This window comes from Actinomycetospora straminea, assembly GCF_028737255.1.
GTDB classification, from domain to species: domain Bacteria; phylum Actinomycetota; class Actinomycetes; order Mycobacteriales; family Pseudonocardiaceae; genus Actinomycetospora; species Actinomycetospora straminea.
On record NZ_JAQZAN010000009.1, the window covers coordinates 133,867 to 153,188 of the forward strand.

The 19,322-nt window shown below is 75.6% G+C and carries 17 protein-coding genes; 7 read left to right on the forward strand and 10 right to left on the reverse strand.

Annotation, left to right across the window (positions count from 1 at the left end; translation table 11 throughout):
* The first annotated feature begins 36 nt into the window (after positions 1-36).
* Positions 37-411, forward strand: coding sequence for a cupin domain-containing protein (locus PH190_RS14345; protein ID WP_274232200.1), 375 nt, complete (start codon positions 37-39; stop codon positions 409-411).
* A gap of 9 nt (positions 412-420) precedes the next feature.
* On the opposite strand, the gene PH190_RS14350 is transcribed toward PH190_RS14345, so the two are convergent.
* The 3 genes from PH190_RS14350 to PH190_RS14360 all read right to left on the reverse strand — a co-directional run bounded on the left by PH190_RS14350 (position 421) and on the right by PH190_RS14360 (position 3,514).
* Complete coding sequence (locus tag PH190_RS14350; RefSeq protein WP_274232201.1) at positions 421-2,082, reverse strand: HD domain-containing phosphohydrolase; 1,662 nt, start codon at positions 2,080-2,082, stop codon at positions 421-423.
* Between the two features lie 80 nt (positions 2,083-2,162).
* Positions 2,163-3,107, reverse strand: coding sequence for a tetratricopeptide repeat protein (locus tag PH190_RS14355; protein WP_274232280.1), 945 nt, complete (start codon positions 3,105-3,107; stop codon positions 2,163-2,165).
* Between the two features lie 89 nt (positions 3,108-3,196).
* The gene (locus PH190_RS14360) at positions 3,197-3,514 is read right to left on the reverse strand and encodes a thiamine-binding protein (protein ID WP_274232202.1); all 318 of its coding nucleotides are present in this window, start codon (positions 3,512-3,514) and stop codon (positions 3,197-3,199) included.
* 43 nt (positions 3,515-3,557) lie between these two features.
* On the opposite strand from PH190_RS14360, the gene PH190_RS14365 reads away from it, so the two are divergent.
* Positions 3,558-4,061 (forward strand): MarR family winged helix-turn-helix transcriptional regulator, encoded by a 504-nt coding sequence (locus PH190_RS14365; RefSeq protein ID WP_274232203.1) that lies wholly within the window; start codon positions 3,558-3,560, stop codon positions 4,059-4,061.
* On the opposite strand, the gene cydC is transcribed toward PH190_RS14365, so the two are convergent.
* The 3 genes from cydC to PH190_RS14380 are packed head-to-tail and all read right to left on the reverse strand — an operon-like array spanning position 4,037 to position 9,773.
* Complete coding sequence (gene cydC, locus PH190_RS14370) at positions 4,037-7,375, reverse strand: thiol reductant ABC exporter subunit CydC (protein WP_274232204.1); 3,339 nt, start codon at positions 7,373-7,375, stop codon at positions 4,037-4,039. The genes PH190_RS14365 and cydC overlap by 25 nt on opposite strands.
* On the reverse strand, positions 7,372-8,334 hold the full coding sequence (gene cydB / locus PH190_RS14375; protein ID WP_274232205.1) for a cytochrome d ubiquinol oxidase subunit II: 963 nt from the start codon (positions 8,332-8,334) through the stop codon (positions 7,372-7,374). The genes cydC and cydB overlap by 4 nt, the downstream gene beginning before the upstream one ends.
* A gap of 11 nt (positions 8,335-8,345) precedes the next feature.
* Positions 8,346-9,773: a cytochrome ubiquinol oxidase subunit I gene (locus tag PH190_RS14380; RefSeq protein ID WP_274232206.1), complete on the reverse strand. Its 1,428-nt coding sequence runs from the start codon at positions 9,771-9,773 to the stop codon at positions 8,346-8,348.
* Positions 9,774-9,861: 88 nt separating this feature from the next.
* Here PH190_RS14380 and PH190_RS14385 point away from each other — a divergent pair, with 88 nt between their 5' ends.
* Together PH190_RS14385 and PH190_RS14390 are read left to right on the forward strand one after the other, a co-directional pair.
* The gene (locus PH190_RS14385) at positions 9,862-10,284 is read left to right on the forward strand and encodes a BlaI/MecI/CopY family transcriptional regulator (RefSeq protein ID WP_274232207.1); all 423 of its coding nucleotides are present in this window, start codon (positions 9,862-9,864) and stop codon (positions 10,282-10,284) included.
* A gap of 31 nt (positions 10,285-10,315) precedes the next feature.
* The gene (locus PH190_RS14390; RefSeq protein ID WP_274232208.1) at positions 10,316-11,218 is read left to right on the forward strand and encodes a M56 family metallopeptidase; all 903 of its coding nucleotides are present in this window, start codon (positions 10,316-10,318) and stop codon (positions 11,216-11,218) included.
* Positions 11,219-11,400: 182 nt separating this feature from the next.
* Here PH190_RS14390 and meaB read toward each other — a convergent pair whose 3' ends face one another.
* A complete protein-coding gene (gene meaB / locus PH190_RS14395; protein ID WP_274232209.1) occupies positions 11,401-12,369 on the reverse strand; it encodes a methylmalonyl Co-A mutase-associated GTPase MeaB in 969 nt (322 codons plus the stop codon).
* Between the two features lie 115 nt (positions 12,370-12,484).
* Between meaB and mce the strand changes: the two genes are divergently transcribed.
* From mce to PH190_RS14410, 3 genes are all read left to right on the forward strand, one after another.
* Positions 12,485-12,952: a methylmalonyl-CoA epimerase gene (mce, locus tag PH190_RS14400; protein WP_274232210.1), complete on the forward strand. Its 468-nt coding sequence runs from the start codon at positions 12,485-12,487 to the stop codon at positions 12,950-12,952.
* A gap of 84 nt (positions 12,953-13,036) precedes the next feature.
* A complete protein-coding gene (gene ccrA, locus PH190_RS14405; RefSeq protein WP_274232211.1) occupies positions 13,037-14,368 on the forward strand; it encodes a crotonyl-CoA carboxylase/reductase in 1,332 nt (443 codons plus the stop codon).
* A gap of 100 nt (positions 14,369-14,468) precedes the next feature.
* Complete coding sequence (locus tag PH190_RS14410) at positions 14,469-15,722, forward strand: DivIVA domain-containing protein (protein ID WP_274232212.1); 1,254 nt, start codon at positions 14,469-14,471, stop codon at positions 15,720-15,722.
* Positions 15,723-15,732: 10 nt separating this feature from the next.
* Here the strand turns inward: PH190_RS14410 and PH190_RS14415 are convergent, their stop codons facing one another.
* The 3 genes from PH190_RS14415 to PH190_RS14425 are packed head-to-tail and all read right to left on the reverse strand — an operon-like array spanning position 15,733 to position 19,301.
* Positions 15,733-16,005 (reverse strand): hypothetical protein, encoded by a 273-nt coding sequence (locus PH190_RS14415; RefSeq protein ID WP_274232213.1) that lies wholly within the window; start codon positions 16,003-16,005, stop codon positions 15,733-15,735.
* A gap of 2 nt (positions 16,006-16,007) precedes the next feature.
* Positions 16,008-17,792 (reverse strand): 3-hydroxyacyl-CoA dehydrogenase family protein, encoded by a 1,785-nt coding sequence (locus tag PH190_RS14420; RefSeq protein ID WP_274232214.1) that lies wholly within the window; start codon positions 17,790-17,792, stop codon positions 16,008-16,010.
* Positions 17,793-17,852: 60 nt separating this feature from the next.
* On the reverse strand, positions 17,853-19,301 hold the full coding sequence (locus tag PH190_RS14425) for an MFS transporter (RefSeq protein ID WP_274232215.1): 1,449 nt from the start codon (positions 19,299-19,301) through the stop codon (positions 17,853-17,855).
* Between the last annotated feature and the right edge of the window lie 21 nt (positions 19,302-19,322).

A 19,322-nucleotide genomic window follows, 5' to 3' on the forward strand; every position in this document is an offset into this window, starting at 1 on the left:
CCTCCCAGGGACGGCCCGAGCAACCAGGAGGCGGCCATGTCGAAGGTCTCGAAGGACAGCGCGGCGACGGTGGAGGACATCGGCGTCGGCGAGGTGCACGAGGATGTGGTGGACGGGTACGAGATCAGCTTTCTCGACGTCCGAGAGGCCGCGGACCTGGCGCCCCTCCTCACGGGGTTGCCCGGTGATCGCTGCCCCTGCCCGCACTGGGGCTACGTGACCGACGGAGAGCTGACGTTCACCTTCGCGGACCACGTCGAGATCTTCCGTCGGGGCGACGCGTTCTACACCCCGCCGGGCCACACACCCCGCGTCGCGGCGGGTACGTCATGGGTCATGTTCAGCCCGGCAGAGGAGGTGGCCCGGGTGAACGAGGTCATCACGCGGAACATGGCTCGGCAGGGGGCGTGAGCCCGGCGCTCACACCACGGCTCCGTCGGCCAGCAGCCCGTGCTTGGTGGCGAAGAGCCCAGCGGCGGCACGGGTCGAGGTCCCGATCTTGGCGTAGATGTGCTCGACGTGGTTCCCGACCGTCTTCGCGGAGATCGTCAGGGACGCCGCGATGTCCTTGTTCGTCATGCCACGGGCGAGCAGGCGCAGGACCTCGACCTCGCGGCCCGTCAGCCCGGCCGGTCCGTCGCGGCGGGCGGCGACCCGGTGTCCGGCCGCCCGCAGGACCGCCTCGACGGTCTCCGCGTCGCGACGGCCGTGGATCACGTCGTCCCGCAGCTCCGCCGCGGCGGCCTCGCCCGACAGCGCCGCGCGGTAGGGCCGCGGTTCGCGCATCGCGCAGTACGCGTCGGCCGCCCCGAGGAGGCGGCCCGCGCGGGAGATGGCACCGCCGGCGAGTCCGTGGGGATGACCCGAACCGTCGAGCCGCTCGCGGTGCTGGGCGGCGATCACCCCGAGCGGCGCCAGCGGGCCCGACTGGCGGAGCATGCGCTCGGTCACGTAGGGCGTCATGCGCACCCGCTCACGCTCGCCGGCGCCGAGCGGTCCCGCCTTGTCGAGGATGGCGTTCGAGATCCCGAGGCGTCCGAGGTCGTGGACGAGACCCGCCCGGCGCAGGATGCGCACCTCATCGGCGGTCAGCCCGAGCTGTGCACCGGCCCGAGCGACGAGGTCGGCGACCGCACGCGCGTGGCCCAGCGTGTACGGCGACTTGAGGTCCACGAAGTCCGCGATCGCGAGGAGCGCCGCGTCGAAGCGCTCCCCGGACAGGACCACGGCGTGCGCGGGCTCCGCGGCGATCACCGCGTCCCAGGTGTCCGTCGTGTCGAGGTCGGCGAAGAGCAGGTCGGCGTCGATGAGGACGATGCCGGCGATGGCGGGGTCGAACTGGCGACCGCTCTGCCGGCGCGCGAGCGCCCGCGCCGCCCCCACGCCGCCCATGCGGTGCGCGACCTCCGTGAACTCGGCGACGGCGACGATGCGGGCACCGATCGGGACGTCGTCGCCGGCGAGGTGCCCCGGCCATCCCCCGCCATCCCACTGCTCGTACGACGCGAGGAGCGTCTCCCCGGTCTCGTCCGGCAGACCCAGCTCCTCGGCGAGGACGCGCGCCATCGCCGCGTGGTGGGCGATCATGTCGTCCACCTCCCGGTGTCCCGAGACGACGAACTCGAGCCCGATGCGCAACCGGTGCACCACGTTCTCGGCCCCCGACCCCAGGAGCCGCACACCGGAGGCGGCCGCGCGGACGCCGTGCAGTCCGTGGACGTACTTGCCGGACCGCAGCGCGATGTCGTCGCCGAACCACTTGGCCTGTTCGTGCGCATCGGAGTGGCAGCCGATGTTCACCAGCAGCGCCGTGTAGTACACGCATGCCCGAGCCCGTTCGTCGAGGCCGAGCCGGTCCGCGAGCCGCATCGCGATCAGGCACTGACGCTGGACGTGCTCCATCGGCTGGCCGAACCCGAGGTCGATGCCCAGGGACAGAGCCCCGAGGACCTCCGCCAGCCGGACCTCCGTCGCCTTCTCCTGCATCGGACGCTCCTCGCCGCGGCCGGGTCCGCCCGTGAGGGGCGGCGGTGCGCGGTGGCGCGCGGCGGCGTCGTGCGCGGCGAGCCCGTGGCCGCCCATCCAGCATCCTCGCCGGAGAACCGCACGTCACGGGGCCGGCGGCCCGTCCTAGTAGAGGGTCACGGGGCCGGCGGCCCGTCCTAGTAGAGCGCGCGGGCCAGGGCCCGGCGGGCGGTGGTGACGCGCTCGTCCTCGACGCCGAAGAGCTCGAACAGCTCGACGAGGTGGGTGCGGGCGCGGTCGCGCTCGTCGCCGGCCGTGCGGGCCACCATCTGCACCAGGCGGTCGAACGCCCCGGTGACGTCCTGCGCCGCGATCTGGGCGTCGGCGGCGGCGATCTGCGCGTCGACGTCGTCGGGCGCGGCGTCCGCGCGGGCGATCGCCGACGGGTCGGCCGACTCGGCGCGCTGCAGGAACTTCACCTGCGCGAGCGCAGCCTGGGCCTCGGCGTTGCCCGGCTCGCCGGCGAGGATCTGCTCGTAGGCCTGCGTGGCGGCCGCGTAGTCGCCCGCCTCGAGGGCGTCCTCGGCGGCGACGAAGCGCGGGTCCTCGGGCTCCTCGGCCGGCTCGACCGCACCGCCGTCGGCGCGCGCCTCGGCCTCGGCGATGCCAGGCATCTGCTCACGCAGCGCGTCGAGCAGCTGGGCGATCCACTGCCGCAGCTGCGGCTCGGGCTGGGCACCCTGGAACGACGTGACGGGCTGGCCGCCCGCGACCACGACGACCATCGGGATCGACTGCACCTGGAACGCCTGCGAGATGCGCGGGTTCGCGTCGACGTCGATCTTCGCGAGCACCCACGCGCCGCGGCCCTCGGCGGCCAGCTTCTCGAGCACCGGCGAGAGCTGCTTGCACGGCCCGCACCACTCGGCCCACAGGTCGACGACAACCGGCACGGTCATCGAGCGCTCGATGACCTCGGCCTGGAACGACGCCTCGTCGACGTCGATCACGGTGACGGGTGCGCCGGCGGCTGGCGCGGCGCCCTCGGCCGGCGGACCGGCGGGGCGCTGGGGAGCGGCGGACGACGAGGGCCGGGCCTCGGCACGGGCCTTCAGGCCGGAGAGGTCGACGGCCCCGGCCATCGCGGAGGAGAGAGCAGCGGCCTGCGCCGCCTGGCGGGAATCGGGACGTGCCACGGACCCAAGTCTGCCACTGTCCGCAGGCGCCTTGCTCAGCCCTGCAGCCGCTCCTCGACCCGCGCGACCTTCGCCTGCATCTGGCCGGTGTGGCCCGGGCGGATGTCGGCCTTGAGCACGAGCGAGACGCGCGAGCCGTAGCGGCCGGCGGCCTCGGTGGCGCGGCGCACGACGTCCATCACCTCGTCCCACTCGCCCTCGACCGAGGTGAACATCGACGAGGTCTCGTGGGGCAGCCCCGACTCGCGGACGACCCGGACGGCCGCGGCGACGGCCTCGGACACCGAGCCGTCCTCGCCGGCGGACCCGTCGACGCCGACACCGGACGGGGACACGCTGAACGCGACGATCACGACACCACTCTGCCACGGTCCCGCTGCTAGGTTCGCCCACGTCATGACCGCGTCCACGCCGCTGCCGTTCGACCCGATCGCCCGGGCCGCGTCGCTGTGGGGCGAGCGGATCGGCGAGCCGCGGGCGATGGCCGCGGTGACGAGCGTGATGCGGGTCCAGCAGATCCTCCAGCACGCGGTCGACGGCGCGCTGCGCCCGCACGGGTTGACGTTCGCGCGCTACGAGGCGCTGGTGCTGCTGCGGTTCTCGCGGGCCGGGTCGCTGCCGATGCGGATCATGGGCGAGCGGCTGCAGCTGCACCCGACCTCGATCACCAACATCGTCGACCGCCTCCAGTCCTCGGGCCTCGTCGCCCGCCGGCCGCACCCGACCGACGGCCGCACGACGCTGGTGGAGATCACCGACGACGGCCGGGAGCTGTGCGCGGCGGCGACGGCGTCGGTGACCGCCATCGACTTCGGGCTGGTGGGCCTCGACGACGATGAGGTCGAGGCGCTGACGGGCCTGCTCGCCCGCGTGCGTCACGCGGCGGGCGACTTCGCCTGAGCCCGCGGCGCCGTCAGCGCGCCGTCCACGAGGTGGCGGACCTCGTCGACGAGGTCGAGCCCCTCGCCCCGGTGGGCGAGCAGGACGACGGTGCGCCCGGTGCCCGCGTCGAGGAGGTCGGCGACCAGGGCGCGGGCGGTCGCGGGGTCGAGGCCCTCGGTCGGCTCGTCGAGCACCAGCACGGCGGGGTCGACGAGCAGCGCCCGCGCCGCGGCGAGGCGTCGGCGCTCGCCGCCGGAGACCGACCCGGCGTCGAGCCAGGTGTCGAGGCCGTCGGGGAGTCCCGCGCACCAGGCGCCGAGCCGGACCCGGTGCAGGACGGCGACGAGGTCGGCGTCGGTGGCCTCGGGCGCGGCGAAGCGCAGGTTCTCGCGCAGGGTCGTGGCGAAGACGTGGTCGTGCTCGCCGACGAGGGCGACGCGGCGCCGCCAGCGGTCCCCGGGCACGGCGGCCGCGTCGACGCCGCCGAGGGTGACGGTGCCGGCGCAGGGGTCGAGCAGGCGCAGCAGCACCGCGGCCAGCGTCGACTTGCCCGACCCCGACGCCCCGGTGACGCCGAGGCGGTGCCCGGCGGGCAGGTCGAGGTCGAGGTCGCGCAGCGCGGGCCGGGCGCCCCAGCCGGCGGTGACGCCGCGCAGGCGCAGGTCGCCGGTGGGGGCGATCGTGGTGTTCCCCGGCTCGCGGGCCGGTGGGGCGGGCGCCTCGAGCGCGGCGAGGCGGGCGCGGGCGCGCCGGCCCCGGACCACGGCGGCCGCGGCGGCCGGGAGGGCGAGCACCGTCTCGCCGAGCGCGAGCGGTGCGAGGACGGCGACCGCGGCGAGCTCGGGCGACGTGCTCGCCGGCGCGGCCAGGGCGGCGGCGACGGAGGCCGCGCCGAGCCCGAGCTGGGCGAGCGCGCCCGCGAGCGCGCCGCCGCGGGCCTCGCGCCGCCGGGCCCGGGCGAGCGCGGCGGCGGCGGTGCGCGGGCGGTCCCGGAGCGCCTCGGGGCCGCGGGCGGCGAGCTCGTCGCGGGCGGCGTGGGTCTCGACGACCGCGGCGCGCAGGTCGTCGACGCCGTGCTCGAGCGCCGGCGCGTTGCGCCGGGCCGCGAGCGCCGCCACCAGCGGCGCGCCGAGGGCCGCCACGGCGAGGCCCGGGAGCAGGGCGGCGGCCACGGTCCCGCCGGCGAGGGTCGCGGCGGCGAGGAGCAGCGGGAGCGCGAGCGCCGCCACCGCCAGCGGCAGCACCCCGCGCACGAGGCCGTCGAGGCGGACGTCGACGTCGTCGGTGACCCGCGCGAGCAGGTGGCCCCGGCGCCCGGCGACCGCACCGGGCACGCGCTCGGCCAGCGCCGCCACCACCCGCCGGCGCCACCGGACCATCCGCGCCAGCCCGTCGGCGTGCGCGGTGACCTGCTCGAGGTGGCGCAGCACCGGCCGCGCGATCGCGAACCCGCGCACGGCGACCACGGCGATCGAGAGGGTGAGGATCGGCGGCTGGGCCGCAGCGCGCGCGATCAGCCACGCCGCCGACGCCGTCAGCGCCACGCCCGCCACCGCCGCGCCCACCCCGAGCAGGATCGCGAGCGGGAGCCCCCGGCGGTCGGCGGGGCGGGCGGGTGTGGGAGCGAACGCGCTGTTCGCGGCTTCTACGCGCGCGAAGTCCCCGTTCGCTCGAACCTCGGGCGCGGCGGCTGCCGCAGCGAACGCGCCGTTGGTGCGCCTAGAAGCAGCGAACCGCCCGTTCGCTGCCTCCGAGCCCGCACCACCACCCGGCGCGCCCAGCTCCACGACCCGGTCGGCGGCGTCGCGCAGGGCCGGGCGGTGGGCGACGGCGAGCACGAGCGCCCCGCGCCGGGCCAGCGCGCGCAGCTCGGCGACGACCGCCCGCTCGGCGTCGGCGTCGAGGTGGGCGGTGGGCTCGTCGAGCAGCGCCACCGTGCCCGCGGGGTCCGCCGACGCCTCGCCCAGCACGCGCGCCAGGGCCAGGCGCCGCCGCTGTCCGGACGAGAGCGAGCGGCCGCCCTCGGCGAGCGGGACGTCGAGGTCCACCTCCAGGCCCAGGCGACGCAGGAGGTCCGCCGACCCGGCCCCCAGCGCCTCGCGCACCGTCGCCGCGTGCGGCAGCTGCGGGTGCTGGCCGAGCACGACCACGTGCCCGCGCACCTCGACCGTGCCCGCGGAGGCCGCCGCGTCGTCGAGCGTCCCCGCGAGCGCGCGCAGCAGCGTCGTCTTGCCCGCGCCCGAGGGTCCGGCGACGACCACCAGCGAGCCCCCGTCGGCGTCGAGCGCCGGCACCGAGGGCGTCGCCGCCCGCCGTCCGGGGTGGCGGACCTCCAGACCACGGACGCGCACCCGCGCCCGGCCCACCGCCGTGGAGCGCACCAGGGACGACAGGCGTGCCGGAGCCAGCACCGCGTCCCGCTCGTCCAGCACGGCCGTGGCGCGCGCGTCCTCGTGGAACCGGGCGCCCGCCTCGCGCAGCGGCCGGTGGGCCTCGCCGGCGAGCAGGATCGCCACGAGCGCCGGGTAGAGCGCCATCGTCCCCTCGACCAGCCGCACCCCGGCACCGACCGCCACGAGCCCGACCGACAGCGTCCCCAGCAGTTCCAGCGCCGTCGACGACAGGAACGCCACGCGCAGCACGCGCGTCGCGGCCACGCGGTGCCGCTCGCCGAGTTCCGCCACGGCGTCGACCGCCCGGCGGGACCGCCCGAACAGCCGCAGGGTCGCGAGCCCGGTGACGGTGTCGAGGAAGTGCCCCGCCAGCCGCTCGCCCGCCGCCCACTCGCGGCGGGCGCGGGCGCGCGCCGCCCACCCGAGCAGCACCGCGAACACCGGCACCAGCGGCAGCGTCGCCGCCACGACCAGCGCCGACGTGGGGTCGGCGAGCGCGAGGACGACGAGCACCGCCGGCGGCAGCACGACCGCCAGCACCAGCGCCGGCAGCGTCCCGGTGAACCAGCCGCGCAGGGCGTCCACCCCGTGCCCGGCCAGCGGGACGATCGCCGGGTCGTCGTCGTGCCCGAGGTGCTCGAGCAGCCGCTCGCGCTCCCGCTCGACCACCGCCTCGCCGGTTCGTGCCGCGAGCCACGGCTCGAGCCACGCCAGCACCGCCCGGGCGACGACGACGCCCGCGAGCACCGCGACCGCCCCCCGCGGGACCACGCCCGGGCCGGTGACCAGCGCCGTCACCACGCTCGCCGCGGCCAGCGCCGCCGCCACCGTGCCCGCGGCCCGGGCCACGCCGACCGCGACGAGCCCCGCGACCCCGCCGGCCGCCCCGCGCGCCAGGGCCAGCAGGCGGGGATCGACGGGCCCGCGAGCCCTGCTCACGACACCACCCGCTCGCTCGCCACCCGCCGCCGGAACACCCAGTACGAGAACGCCTGGTACGCGATCACCCCGGGCAGCACGACCACCGCGGCGACGGTGATCAGCTGCAGCGCGCCGGGGCTCGCCGCCGCGCCGTCGACGGTCAGCGAGAAGGCGGGGTCGAGGGTGCTGGGCAGCACGGCCGGCAGGTGCGCGGCGAGGACCGCGACGACGCCCACCCCCACCGCGACCGAGGCCGCGGCAAAGGCCAGCACCTCGCGCCGGAGCACGACGAGCGCCGCCACGACCGCCACCGCCACCAGCCCGGGCGGCGCCACGACCGCGACGAGCACGGCCACCGGGACCAGGGTGCCCAGCGCCGCCGTCCGCGACCGGGCGCGCAGCGGGCCGGTCGTGCGCAGGCCCAGGAACGTCGCGCCCTGCAGCAGGGACACCCCGATCCCGAGCGCCGCCCCGAGCAGCGCCGGGGGCGACACCAGCGGACCGAGCGTGCGGTCGAGCCCGCTGCCCACGACCTCGCCGTCGGCACCCAGCGCGAGCCCGGTCGCGAGCACGCCCAGCAGCGCGCCCCACAGCGCCGCGGTCAGCAGCGACGACACCGCGAGCACCGCGTCGCAGGCGGCGCGCCACCGCGCCGTCCCGCCCTTGCCGCGGAACTCCAGCGCCACCCCGCGCGCGGCCAGCGTGAGCAGGACCAGCACGAACGGCAGGTAGAGCCCGCTCAGGAGCGCCGCGTACCAGTCGGGGAACGCCGCGAACGTCACGCCGACCGCGGCGACGAGCCACACCTCGTTGCCGTCCCACACGGGCCCGATCGTCGTGACGCCGGCACCGCGCTCGTGGTCGTCGCGCCCGAGCACCGGGGCGAGCACGCCGACGCCGAAGTCGAAGCCCTCGAGGACGAAGAACAGCACCCAGCAGGTGACCGCCAGGGCGAACCACAGGGTCGGGAGGTCCATGACGGGCTCCGTCAGTAGGAGGGGACGAGCGGGCGGTCGGCGGTGTCGTCGGCCTCGGTCACGGGGGCGGGGTCGTCACCCGCGGTCCGGGCCACACGCAGCACCAGCCGGACCCAGACGACGGCGAGCACGCCGTAGACCAGCGCGAACCCGGCCAGCGAGGCCGCGATCTCGCCGGCGGTCAGGCCCGGCGACACGCCGTCGGCGGTCCGGAAGAGCCCGAACACGAGCCACGGCTGGCGGGCGGTCTCGGTGAACAGCCAGCCGGCGGTCGCGGCGAGGGCGGGCAGCACGGGCACGGTCCAGAGCAGGCGCAGCAGCCACCGGTCGGCGAGCCCGGCCAGGCCGGGCCCGGGCGCCAGGTCCCGGGAACGCCGCGTCCGCCACAGCACCCACGCCGCGACCATCGTCGCCAGCACGCCGAAGCCGATCATGAACCGGAAGCTCCAGTACGCCATCGGCACGACCGGGACGTAGTCGCCGGGGCCGAACTGCGCGACGTACTGCGCCTGCAGGTCGTCGATGCCCTGCACGGTGGCCGTCGGGTCGCCGGTGGCGAGGAACGAGAGCAGCCACGGGACGTCGAGCGAGAAGAACGGCTCCTTCTCGCCGGGCGCGCCCACGGCGAACAGCGAGAACGGCGCGCCGGCCTGGGTGGCGTAGAGGGCCTCGGCCGCCGCCATCTTCATGGGCTGGACCTGGGTCATGACCTTGCCGAGCAGGTCGCCGGTGAGCGCGACCAGCGTGCCGCCGGCGAGCGTCGTCCACGCCCCGACACGGGTGAACAGGCGCCACCGGCCGTCCGGGTCGCCGCGACGGGCCCGCCAGGCGCCGATCGCGAGCAGCAGGGCGCCGCCGCCGGCGAAGGCCCCGGCGATGGTGTGCGGGAAGGCGGCGAGGACGACCTGGTTGGTCAGCAGGTCGGCGAAGCTGCCCAGCCGCGCCCGCCCGGTCTCCGGGTCGAGCGTGTAGGCCACCGGGTTCTGCATGAACGCGTTGGCCGCGAGGATGACGTAGGCCGAGATCAGGGTGCCGACCGCGACGATCCAGATGGTCGCCAGGTGCACCCGCCGCGGCAGCCGGTCGGCGCCGAACCACCACAGCCCCAGGAACGTCGCCTCGAGGAAGAAGGCGAGCATCCCCTCGATCGCGAGCGTGGGCCCGAAGACGTCGCCGTAGAAGCGGGCGAAGGCCGACCAGGACAGGCCGAACTGGAACTCCTGGACCAGCCCGGTGACGATGCCGACCGCGAACGTGATCATCAGCAGCTTGCCCGCGACGAGCGTGAGGCGCTGCCAGCGCGGGTCGGCGGGCCGGCGGTAGGCCTGGGTCTGCAGCAGCGCCGTCAGCGTCGCGAGCGAGATCGAGAGCGGGACGAACAGGTAGTGGTACACCGTCACGACGGCGAACTGCAGTCGGGACAGCTCCAGGGCGGTCATCGTCGACCCTCCTACCTACGACGCTGCGTCGTATCTACGACCAAGCGTAGTACGACGGGTTGCGTTGGCAAGGGGATCGCCGTCTAGGATGTGTGACGTGGCCTTGGGTGAGCTGGAGCGCGCGGTGATGGCGCAGCTGTGGGCCGCTCCCGGCCCGCTGACCGTCCGTGAGGTGCACGACCGGCTCGATCGCGAGCTCGCGTACACCACCGTGATGACGGTCCTCGGACGCCTCGCCAAGAAGGGCGTGGTCCGCCAGGAGCGCGACGGGAAGGCCTACCGCTACGTGGCGGCCTCGACCCGCGAGCAGCTCGCGGCGTCCCTCATGCTCGACGCGCTCGGCGACGTCGGCGAGGACCGGACGGCCGCGCTGGTCGCGTTCGTCGACCGCGTGGGCCCCGAGGAGGCGGCCGCGCTGCGCGCCGCGCTGCAGGCCGCACCCGCCCCGACGGGCCTCCCCGAGGTGCCGCAGCCGCGCACCGACGGGGAAGAACGCGGCCCCGAGTCGTGATCTAGCCCGCACCGGCCCAGACTGGGCAACCATGGCCTCGGTGTGGCTGGCCGTGCTGGCCCTCGCGCTGGCCGGCCCCGTCCCCTCCGCGCTCGCGCGCGCCCGGTGGCCCCAGCGCGTGCCCCGGGCCGCCATCGTCCTGTGGCAGGCCATCGCGCTCGCCGCCGTGCTCGCCGCCGTCGGCAGCGCCCTCGCCGCGCCCGAGGAGCTCCTGCGCGCCCTCGGACCCGAGCAGCGGCGCGGCACGGCGATGGTGGTCGCCGTCGCCGTCGCCGCGGTCCTCGCCGGGCTCATCGTCCTACGCCTGCTCGGCGTGCTGCTGCTGCTCGCGGTGCGCACCCGGCGACGGCGGGCGCGCCACCGGGACATGGTCGACCTGCTCGACCGCGCCGAGCGCAGCGCGCTCGTCGGCGGAGCGGGCGCGAAGACGGTGCTGCGCGTGCTCGACGGCGCGGTGCCCTTCGCCTACTGCGTGCCCGGGCGGGCGCCGCGGGTGGTCGTCACCGAGGCCGCCCTCGACACGCTCGACGACGACGAGCTCCGCGCCGTCCTCGCCCACGAGCAGGCCCACCTCGACGCCCGCCACGACCTCGTCCGCGAGGGCTTCGTCGCCCTCCACCAGGCGTTCCCGGTGCTCGTGCGCAGCCGCCAGGCCCGCGACGCCGTCGGGCTGCTGCTGGAGATGCTCGCCGACGACGCCGGCCGGGCCCGCTGCTCGGACACCGCGATGGCCGGCGCGCTGGAGGCGTTCCTGGCCACCGGCGACACCGAGGTCGGCGCGCGCCTCGAGCGCGTCCGGGCGCGCCGCTGCGGCGGCCGGGCCCTCGCGACCGGGACCTACCTCGCGGCGGCCGCGGTGGTCGTCGTGCCGACCGTCGGCGTCGTCATCCCCTGGCTCTCGGTGGCCCTGCCCGCCGCCGGCGTCCTGCGCTGATGTCGCCTCGGGTCGCAGCGAGGGTCACCTCCGCTGCCTGCGAGGCAGCCAGGGCGTCCTTCGCTGCTCGACGCACGCCGTCGCCGGGTCGCAGCGAAGGTCACCTCCGCTGCCTGCCAGGCAGCGGAGGTGACCTTCGTTCCCACACCTCGCGAGCCACCACCCACCACCCCGCACCACGCTCAGCCGCGCACCGACGCCACGACCTCGTCGGCGGCGGCGTAGGGGTCGAGCTCGCCGGCGACGACCCGCTCCGCCAGCCCGCCCAGCGCCGCGTCGCCCGAGAGCTCGCGGATGCGCGCCCGCAGGTCGGCCAGCGCGATCGCCTCGATCTCCGCGCGCGCCCGGCGCCGGGGTCCCTCGGCGAGGCGGTCGTGGTCGGCCATCCAGGCGCGGTGGTCGTCGAGGGCGGCGACGAGGTCGTCGATCCCCTGCCCCGCCGCGGCCACGGTGCGCACCACCGGTGGGCGCCACGAGGGGCCCGACACCTCGCGGCGGCTCAGCGACACCATGTGCTGCAGCTCGCGCACCGTGGCGTCCGCGCCGTCGCGGTCGGCCTTGTTCACCACGAACACGTCGGCGACCTCGAGGATCCCCGCCTTGGCCGCCTGGACACCGTCACCCATCCCGGGGGCGAGGAGCACGACCGTCGTGTCGGCCAGGGCCACGACCTCGACCTCCGACTGGCCCACCCCCACCGTCTCGACCAGGATCACGTCGCACCCGGCGGCGTCGAGCACCCTCAGTGCCTGCGGCGTCGCCGCCGCGAGCCCGCCCAGGTGCCCGCGGGTCGCCATCGACCGGATGAACACCCCCGGGTCGGTCGCGTGCTCGCCCATGCGCACCCGGTCGCCGAGCAGCGCGCCGCCGGAGAACGGCGAGCTGGGGTCGACGGCCAGCACCCCGACGCGCCGGTCGTCGGCCCGCAGCGCGCTGACCAGGGCGGACGTCGTCGTCGACTTCCCCACCCCGGGCGAGCCGGTGAGCCCGACGACCCGCGCCCGGCCGGTGTACGGGGCGAGCGCGGCCGCGAGCTCGCGCAGCGGTGTCTCGTCCCCGCCCACCCCTCCGTCCTCCACCAGGGAGATCAGGCGGGCCACCGCGCGCGGCACGCCCTCCCGCGCGTCGGTGACGAGCCGGTCCAGGTCCACGGCGTGCGAGGTTACCGAGCGGTGGGCCCACGGCCGGGCCGAGACTGCAAGATATCCCAAGCGTGCGCTGCGTCACGGGACGAATACTTCGATTCAGACCGTTACCCTGCCCGCCATGGCATCCGACGGGGCAGGCCGGCTGGCCGGCAGCGGCATCACCACCATCGACCACGTGGGGATCGCGGTGCCCGACCTCGACGCGGCGATTGCGTGGTACGCCGAGAACCTCGGCCTGGTGGCCACCCACCAGGAGACCAACGACGAGCAGGGCGTGCGCGAGGCGATGCTGCACGCGCCCGGTGACGACGCCGGCCCCGCGGTGCAGCTGCTGGCGCCGCTGTCGGAGTCGTCGACGATCGCGAAGTTCATCGACCGGAACGGCCCCGGCCTGCAGCAGGTGGCCTACCGGGTCACCGACGTCGAGGCCAGCGCGGAGGCCCTGCGCGCCCAGGGCCTGCGGCTGCTCTACGACGCCCCGCGGCGGGGCACCGCGGGGTCGCGCGTGAACTTCGTGCACCCCAAGGACGCCGGTGGGGTGCTCGTCGAGCTCGTCGAGCCCGCCACGGAGCACGAATCCCACTAGTCGGTCGACACCGTCACACCCCGGTCCCCGCGGCCGTTACCGGTCGGTAGCCTCGCGCCACCGCACCAGACCCGGAGGCAAGAAGTGCAGGACATCCGCGACGCCATCCTCGCCGACGACACCGCCGCCCTGGCCGGGCTCTCGGTCCCCGAGTCGTACAAGGGGATCACCGTGCACGCCGACGAGGCCGACATGTTCGAGGGGATGGCCTCGCGGGAGAAGGACCCGCGCAAGTCGCTGCACCTCGACGACGTCGCCACCCCGGAGGTGGCACCGGGCGAGGCGCTGGTGGCCGTCATGGCCAGCGCCATCAACTACAACACCGTCTGGACCTCGATCTTCGAGCCGGTCTCGACGTTCAGCTTCCTCAAGCGCTACGGCAGGATCTCGCCGCTGGCCAAGCGCCACGACCTGCCCTACCACGTGGTCGGCTCCGACCTCGCCGGCGTCGTGCTCAAGACCGGCGAGGGCGTGCACGCCTGGAAGCCCGGCGACAAGGTCGTCGCGCACTGCCTGTCAGTGGAGCTCGAGGCCCCCGAGGGCCACGACGACACGATGATGGACCCCGAGCAGCGCATCTGGGGCTTCGAGACCAACTTCGGTGGCCTCGCCGAACTGGCCCTGGTCAAGACCAACCAGCTCATGCCCAAGCCGGACCACCTGACCTGGGAGGAGGCCGCCTCCCCCGGGCTGGTCAACTCCACGGCCTACCGCCAGCTGGTCTCCCCGCACGGCGCGAACATGACCCAGGGCGACGTCGTGCTCATCTGGGGCGCCTCGGGCGGCCTCGGCTCGTACGCCACGCAGTTCGCCCTCAACGGCGGCGCGACCCCGGTCTGCGTCGTCTCCAGCCCCGAGAAGGCCGAGATCTGCCGGAAGATGGGCGCCGACCTGATCATCGACCGCTCGGAGGAGGGCTACAAGTTCTGGTCCGACCCCGAGACGCAGGACCCGCGCGAGTGGAAGCGGTTCGGCCAGCGCATCCGTGAGCTGACCGGCGGCGACGACCCGGACATCGTCTTCGAGCACCCCGGCCGCGAGACCTTCGGCGCGAGCGTCTACGTCGCCAGGCGCGGCGGCACGATCGTCACCTGCGCGTCGACCTCGGGCTTCATGCACCAGTACGACAACCGCTACCTGTGGATGAACCTCAAGCGGATCATCGGGTCGCACTTCGCCAACTACAAGGAGGCCTACCTGGCCAACCGCCTCGTGGCGAAGGGCCAGATCCACCCGACCGTGTCGCGCGTCTACCCGCTGCACGAGACCGGCGAGGCCGCCAACGACGTGCACCACAACAGCCACCAGGGCAAGGTCGGCGTCCTGTGCCTCGCGCCCGAGGAGGGCCTCGGCGTCACGGACACGGCCAAGCGCGAGCAGCACCTGGACGGCATCAACCGCTTCCGCGGGGTGTGAGTGACGCCCTCCGCGACCCCGGCGTGTCGCACGGACGGGTGGCCGCGTGTCGGTCACCCGTCCGTGGTTGGCCCCCGGTCCCGCCGGTACCGTGAGCCGCATGCCCTCTGACGAGCACGAACTGTTGCCGCTGGGGACCGGCTTCGACGTCGTGCGCCGCGGTTACGACCGCGGTCAGGTCGAGGAGCACCTCGACCGCGTCGAGGCGGACCTGCGCATCCTCACGGCCGACCGGGACGCCGCCGTGCACCAGGCGACCGAGCTCGCCCGGGCGCTCGACCACCACCGGGCGCACGTCGAGGACCTCCGCGCCCAGGTCGACCGGCTGTCCGCGCCGCCGGACACCATGGAGGGGCTCTCCGAGCGCCTCCAGCGGATGCTGAGGCTGGCGCAGGACGAGACGCGCGCGATGCGCGAGGAGGCCGCGGAGGCGGCCCGCCGGGTCCGTGAGGACGCCGACGAGTACGCCCGCCGCACCCGCCACAGCGCCGACGAGTACGGCCGCCGCACCGTCGAGCAGGCCGACGAGCACGCCCGCGCGACGGTCGCCGACGCCGAGGAGCGCGCCCGCCGCACGGTCGAGCAGGCCGAGGAGCAGGCCCGCGCCACGCTCGACGAGGCCCACCGCCAGGCCCGCGAGGTCCACGAGCAGGCCGAGGCCCAGGCCGCGGAGGCCCGCACCCGCTACGACGGCGGGATCGCCGACAACGAGCAGCGGCGCCGCGACATGGAGGACGAGCACCGGGGCGTGATGGAGGGGGCGCGCGCCGAGGCCGCCCGCCTGCGCCAGGAGTCCGAGCGCGAGCGCGACCGGCTCGACGCCGAGGGCCGCGCGACCCGTGAGCAGGTCGAGCACGACTTCGCGGTCGCGATGGCGGCGCGTCGGCGCGAGGCCATGCGCCAGCTCGAGGCCGAGGAGCACGCCTCGAAGGAGCGCGCCGAGAAGCACGTCCACGACGCGGCCGAGGAGGCCCGCCGTCGCCTGCGCGAGGCCGACGCCGAGGTCGCCGAGCTGCGGCGCCTGCGCGACCGCGTCGGCCAGCAGCTCGCCACCCTGCGGGCGGCGCTGGGCGCGCTGCCCGCGATGGACGCGTTCCCCGACGAGGGCAGCGGCACCGGCGGCCCCGACGGCCGACCCGTCCTCCCCGAGCCGCCCGCCGCGGGCGCACCCGCGACCGGGCCCCGGCCCGCGGGTCCCCAGGACGCCGAGCGCGTCGGCGGGGGCACCGGCGGCAACGGGAACGGCAGCCACGGGGCCGGCGGGTCGGGCGGGGCCGGCGGGACCACCGGTTCCACCGGCGGCCTCGGCGGCGCGGCCGCGCCCGAGCAGCGCAGCGCCGCCCCCACGCGCTAGGAGCGGCCCGTCACGAGCGGCGGGCCCGGCGCCAGCACCCCGTGTGCCAGTGCCGCCGCTCGACGGTGCCCTCCGGCTCGTCGGCGGGCCAGGCCACGACGTGCGGCGTGCCGGGCGGGATGTCCTGGTGGCAGCCCGGGCAGACGTAGGTCTTCGTCGCCGCCGTCCCGCTGACCGAGCGCACGGTCCAGCCGTCCTCGTCGCGCACCCAGCCGCCCCGCAGCGGCGGGGACGCCGGTGCGGGGCGGGCGGAGCGCGGAGGACGCCGGGAGCGGCGGGGCACGCCTACTTCTTCTGGTAGTCCCGGAAGCCCTGGCCGGTCTTGCGGCCGAGACGTCCCGCGGTCACCAGGTGCTCGAGCAGGGGCGCCGGCGCGAAGCCCGGGACGCGGAACTCCTGGTAGAGCGAGCGCTCGATGGCGAGCGACACGTCCAGGCCCACGACGTCGAGCAGCGCGAACGGGCCCATGGGCAGCCCGCAGCCGTTCTTCATCGCCGAGTCGATGTCGTCGGCCGTGGCGTAGTTGGCCTCGAGCATCGCCGTCGCGTCGTTGAGGTACGGGAAGAGCAGCGCGTTGACGATGAAGCCCGCGCGGTCCCCGCAGAGCACCGGGTGCTTGCCGATCTTCGCGGTGACCGCCCGCACCGTGGCGGTGACGTCGGGCGCCGTGGTGATCGGGCTGACGATCTCGACGAGCTTCATCACCGACGCCGGGTTGAAGAAGTGCATGCCGACGACGTCGTCGGGGCGCTGGGTGGCCGCCGCGCACTCCACGACCGGCAGCGACGAGGTGGTCGTCGCGAGGATCGCGCCGGGCTTGACGACGTCGTCGAGCGCGCCGAACACGGCCTGCTTGACCTCGAGGTCCTCGGCGACGGCCTCGACGACGAGGTCGCAGCCGGCGAGGTCGTCGAAGCTCGTGGTCGGGCGGACCCGCGCCAGCGTCTGGTCGCGCGCCTCCTCGGACAGCTTGCCCTTGACGACGGCCTTCTCCAGCGACTTCCGGATGCCGGCGACCACGCCCTCGCCCTTGGCCTCGGTGCGCGCGCGGACGACGACGTCGTAGCCGGACTTCGCGAAGACCTCGGCGATGCCCGTGGCCATCGTGCCCGTGCCGACGACGCCGACGGTCTGCACCGGGCGCTGCCCGTCGCCCTCCTCGCCCGGGGGCGGCGGGGTCAGGTTGTCGGCGACGACCTCGGGCGAGCCGGGGGCGGCGTAGGTGTAGAAGCCGCGCCCGGACTTCCGACCCAGCAGCCCGGCGGTGATCATCTGCTTGAGGATCGGCGCCGGCGCGTGCCGCTGGTTGCGCGACTGCCGGTACATCGTGTCGAGGATCTCGTAGGCCGTGTCGAGGCCGATGAGGTCCATCAGCGCCAGCGGGCCCATGGGGTAGCCGCAGCCGTAGCGCATGGCGGCGTCGAGGTCCTCGCGCCCGGCGTAGTGGGACTCGAACATCCCGACGGCCTGGTTGAGGTAGGTGAAGAGCAGGTTGTTGGCGATGAAGCCGGCGCGGTCGCCGCACACCACCGGGCTCTTGCCGAGCGTCACCGCGAGGTTCGTGACGTCGGCGAGCACCTCGGGGTCGGTGACCACGGTGCGCACGACCTCGACGAGCTTCTGCACCGGCGCGGGGTTGAAGAAGTGCATGCCGACGACCTGGTGCGGGCGCTCGGTGCGCACCGACAGCTCGGTGATCGACAGCGACGAGGTGTTGGACGCGAAGATCGTCTCCGGGCCGCACACCTTGCTCAGCGCCGCGAACACCTCGGCCTTGAGCTCGAGGCGCTCGGGCACGGCCTCGACGACGAGGTCCACGTCGGCGACGTCGTCGAGGTTCGTCGTCACCTGCACCCGGCCGAGCAGGGCCTCGCGGTCGTCGGCGGCCATCTTCGAGCGGTCGACGGCGCGCTGGGTCGACGCCTCGAGGGTCTCGCGCCCGTGGGCGGCCGACGCCTCGTCGACCTCCACCGCGACGACCTCGATGCCGCCCCGGGCGAACACCTCGACGATCCCGGCCCCCATCGTGCCGAGACCGACCACTCCGACCCGGGCGAATTCGCGCGCCACGTCGTGCCCTTCCTGCCGACGACGGTTGTCCGGCGCGATCCTGCCATGCGTGGCGGCGTCTCACCCGGGTCCGGCAGAGGGGTTCGTACCAGCGGGTAACTTGACCGTTCCGGTAGGTCCGGGCGCCCGACGGGCCAGGAGCAGGGCCCCGACCAGCGCCGCGAGGACGAACGCGCCCGCCGCGACCCCGTAGCCGGCGGCGATCCCGGACGGCGCGGCCGTGCGCCCCGGCAGGTCGTCGTCGGCGGCGATGACCACGGCACCGATCACCGCGATGCCGAGCGTGCCGCCGAGCTGGCGGACGGTCTGGACGACGCCGGAGGCCTGGGTGCGCTCGGTGGCGGCGACCCGCGCGAGGGCGTCGGTGGTCGTCGGGGACAGCGTGAGCCCGAGACCCACGCCGACCAGCGCCATCCCCGGCGTCTGCAGCACGTAGTCCAGGCCCGGGAGCGCGAGCAGCCACGCGACCGTGCCCACCGCGCAGAGGACCAGCCCGGTGAGCACCGGACCACGGACCCCGGCGCGGTCGTACCAGCGCCCGCCGACCTGCGCGGCGAGGGTCAGCGGCAGGATCAGCGGCAGCACCGCGAGCCCCGCGCTCATCGGGCCGAACGCCAGCAGTTCCTGCAGGTAGATCGAGCTGTAGAGCACGAGACCGAGCAGCCCGAACTGGACGAGGCCCATGACGACGGCGGCGCCGGTGAAGGCCCGGTCGGCGAACAGGCGCACGTGGATGAGCGGGTCCGGGGCGCGCAGCTGCCGCACGACGAACCACCCCGTCGCCGCGAGGCCGACCACGAGCAGGGCCAGCACCGGCGTCGAGAGGCCCAGGGCCCCGGCGCCCTGGATCGCGACCGTCGTCACCGCCAGGCCCACCACCACGAGCACGACGTCGAGGGGTCGGACGGTGGTGCCGGGGACGCGCTCGCCCGGGACCGGGGCGACCGCCACGAGCACCAGCGTCGCGATCCCGACCGGCACGTTGAGGAAGAACACCGCCCGCCAGGACACGTACTCGGTGAGCAGCCCGCCGATGAGCGGTCCGAGCGCCACGAACACCTGGCTGATGCCGGCGTAGATCGCCATGGCGCGGCCGCGCTCGCTCGGCCCGAACGCCGCGATGACGATCGACCCGGACACCGGGACCATGAGCGCCGCGCCCGCCCCCTGCAGCGTTCGGCAGGCGATGATCACCGCCTCGCCCGCGGGGCCCGCCGGCGCCAGCCCGCAGCCCACGGACGCGAGGAAGAACAGGGTCACCCCGGACCGGAACGCCCGCCGGGGGCCGAGCAGGTCGGCGGCCTTCCCGCCCAGTGCGACCAGCGCCGCGAGGGCGAGCACGTAGGCGTTGACCACCCACTGCTGGGCGGCGGGGTCCAGCGACAGCTCCCGCCCCATCGTCGGTAGCGCGACCGAGACGACGGTCTGGTCGAGCATGATCATCGACAGCGAGCCGGTCATGGCGACCAGCACGAGCCACCGCTTCGGGTCCCCGCCGGCTGCGCTCACCGGTCGCGCCGGTGCAGCCGG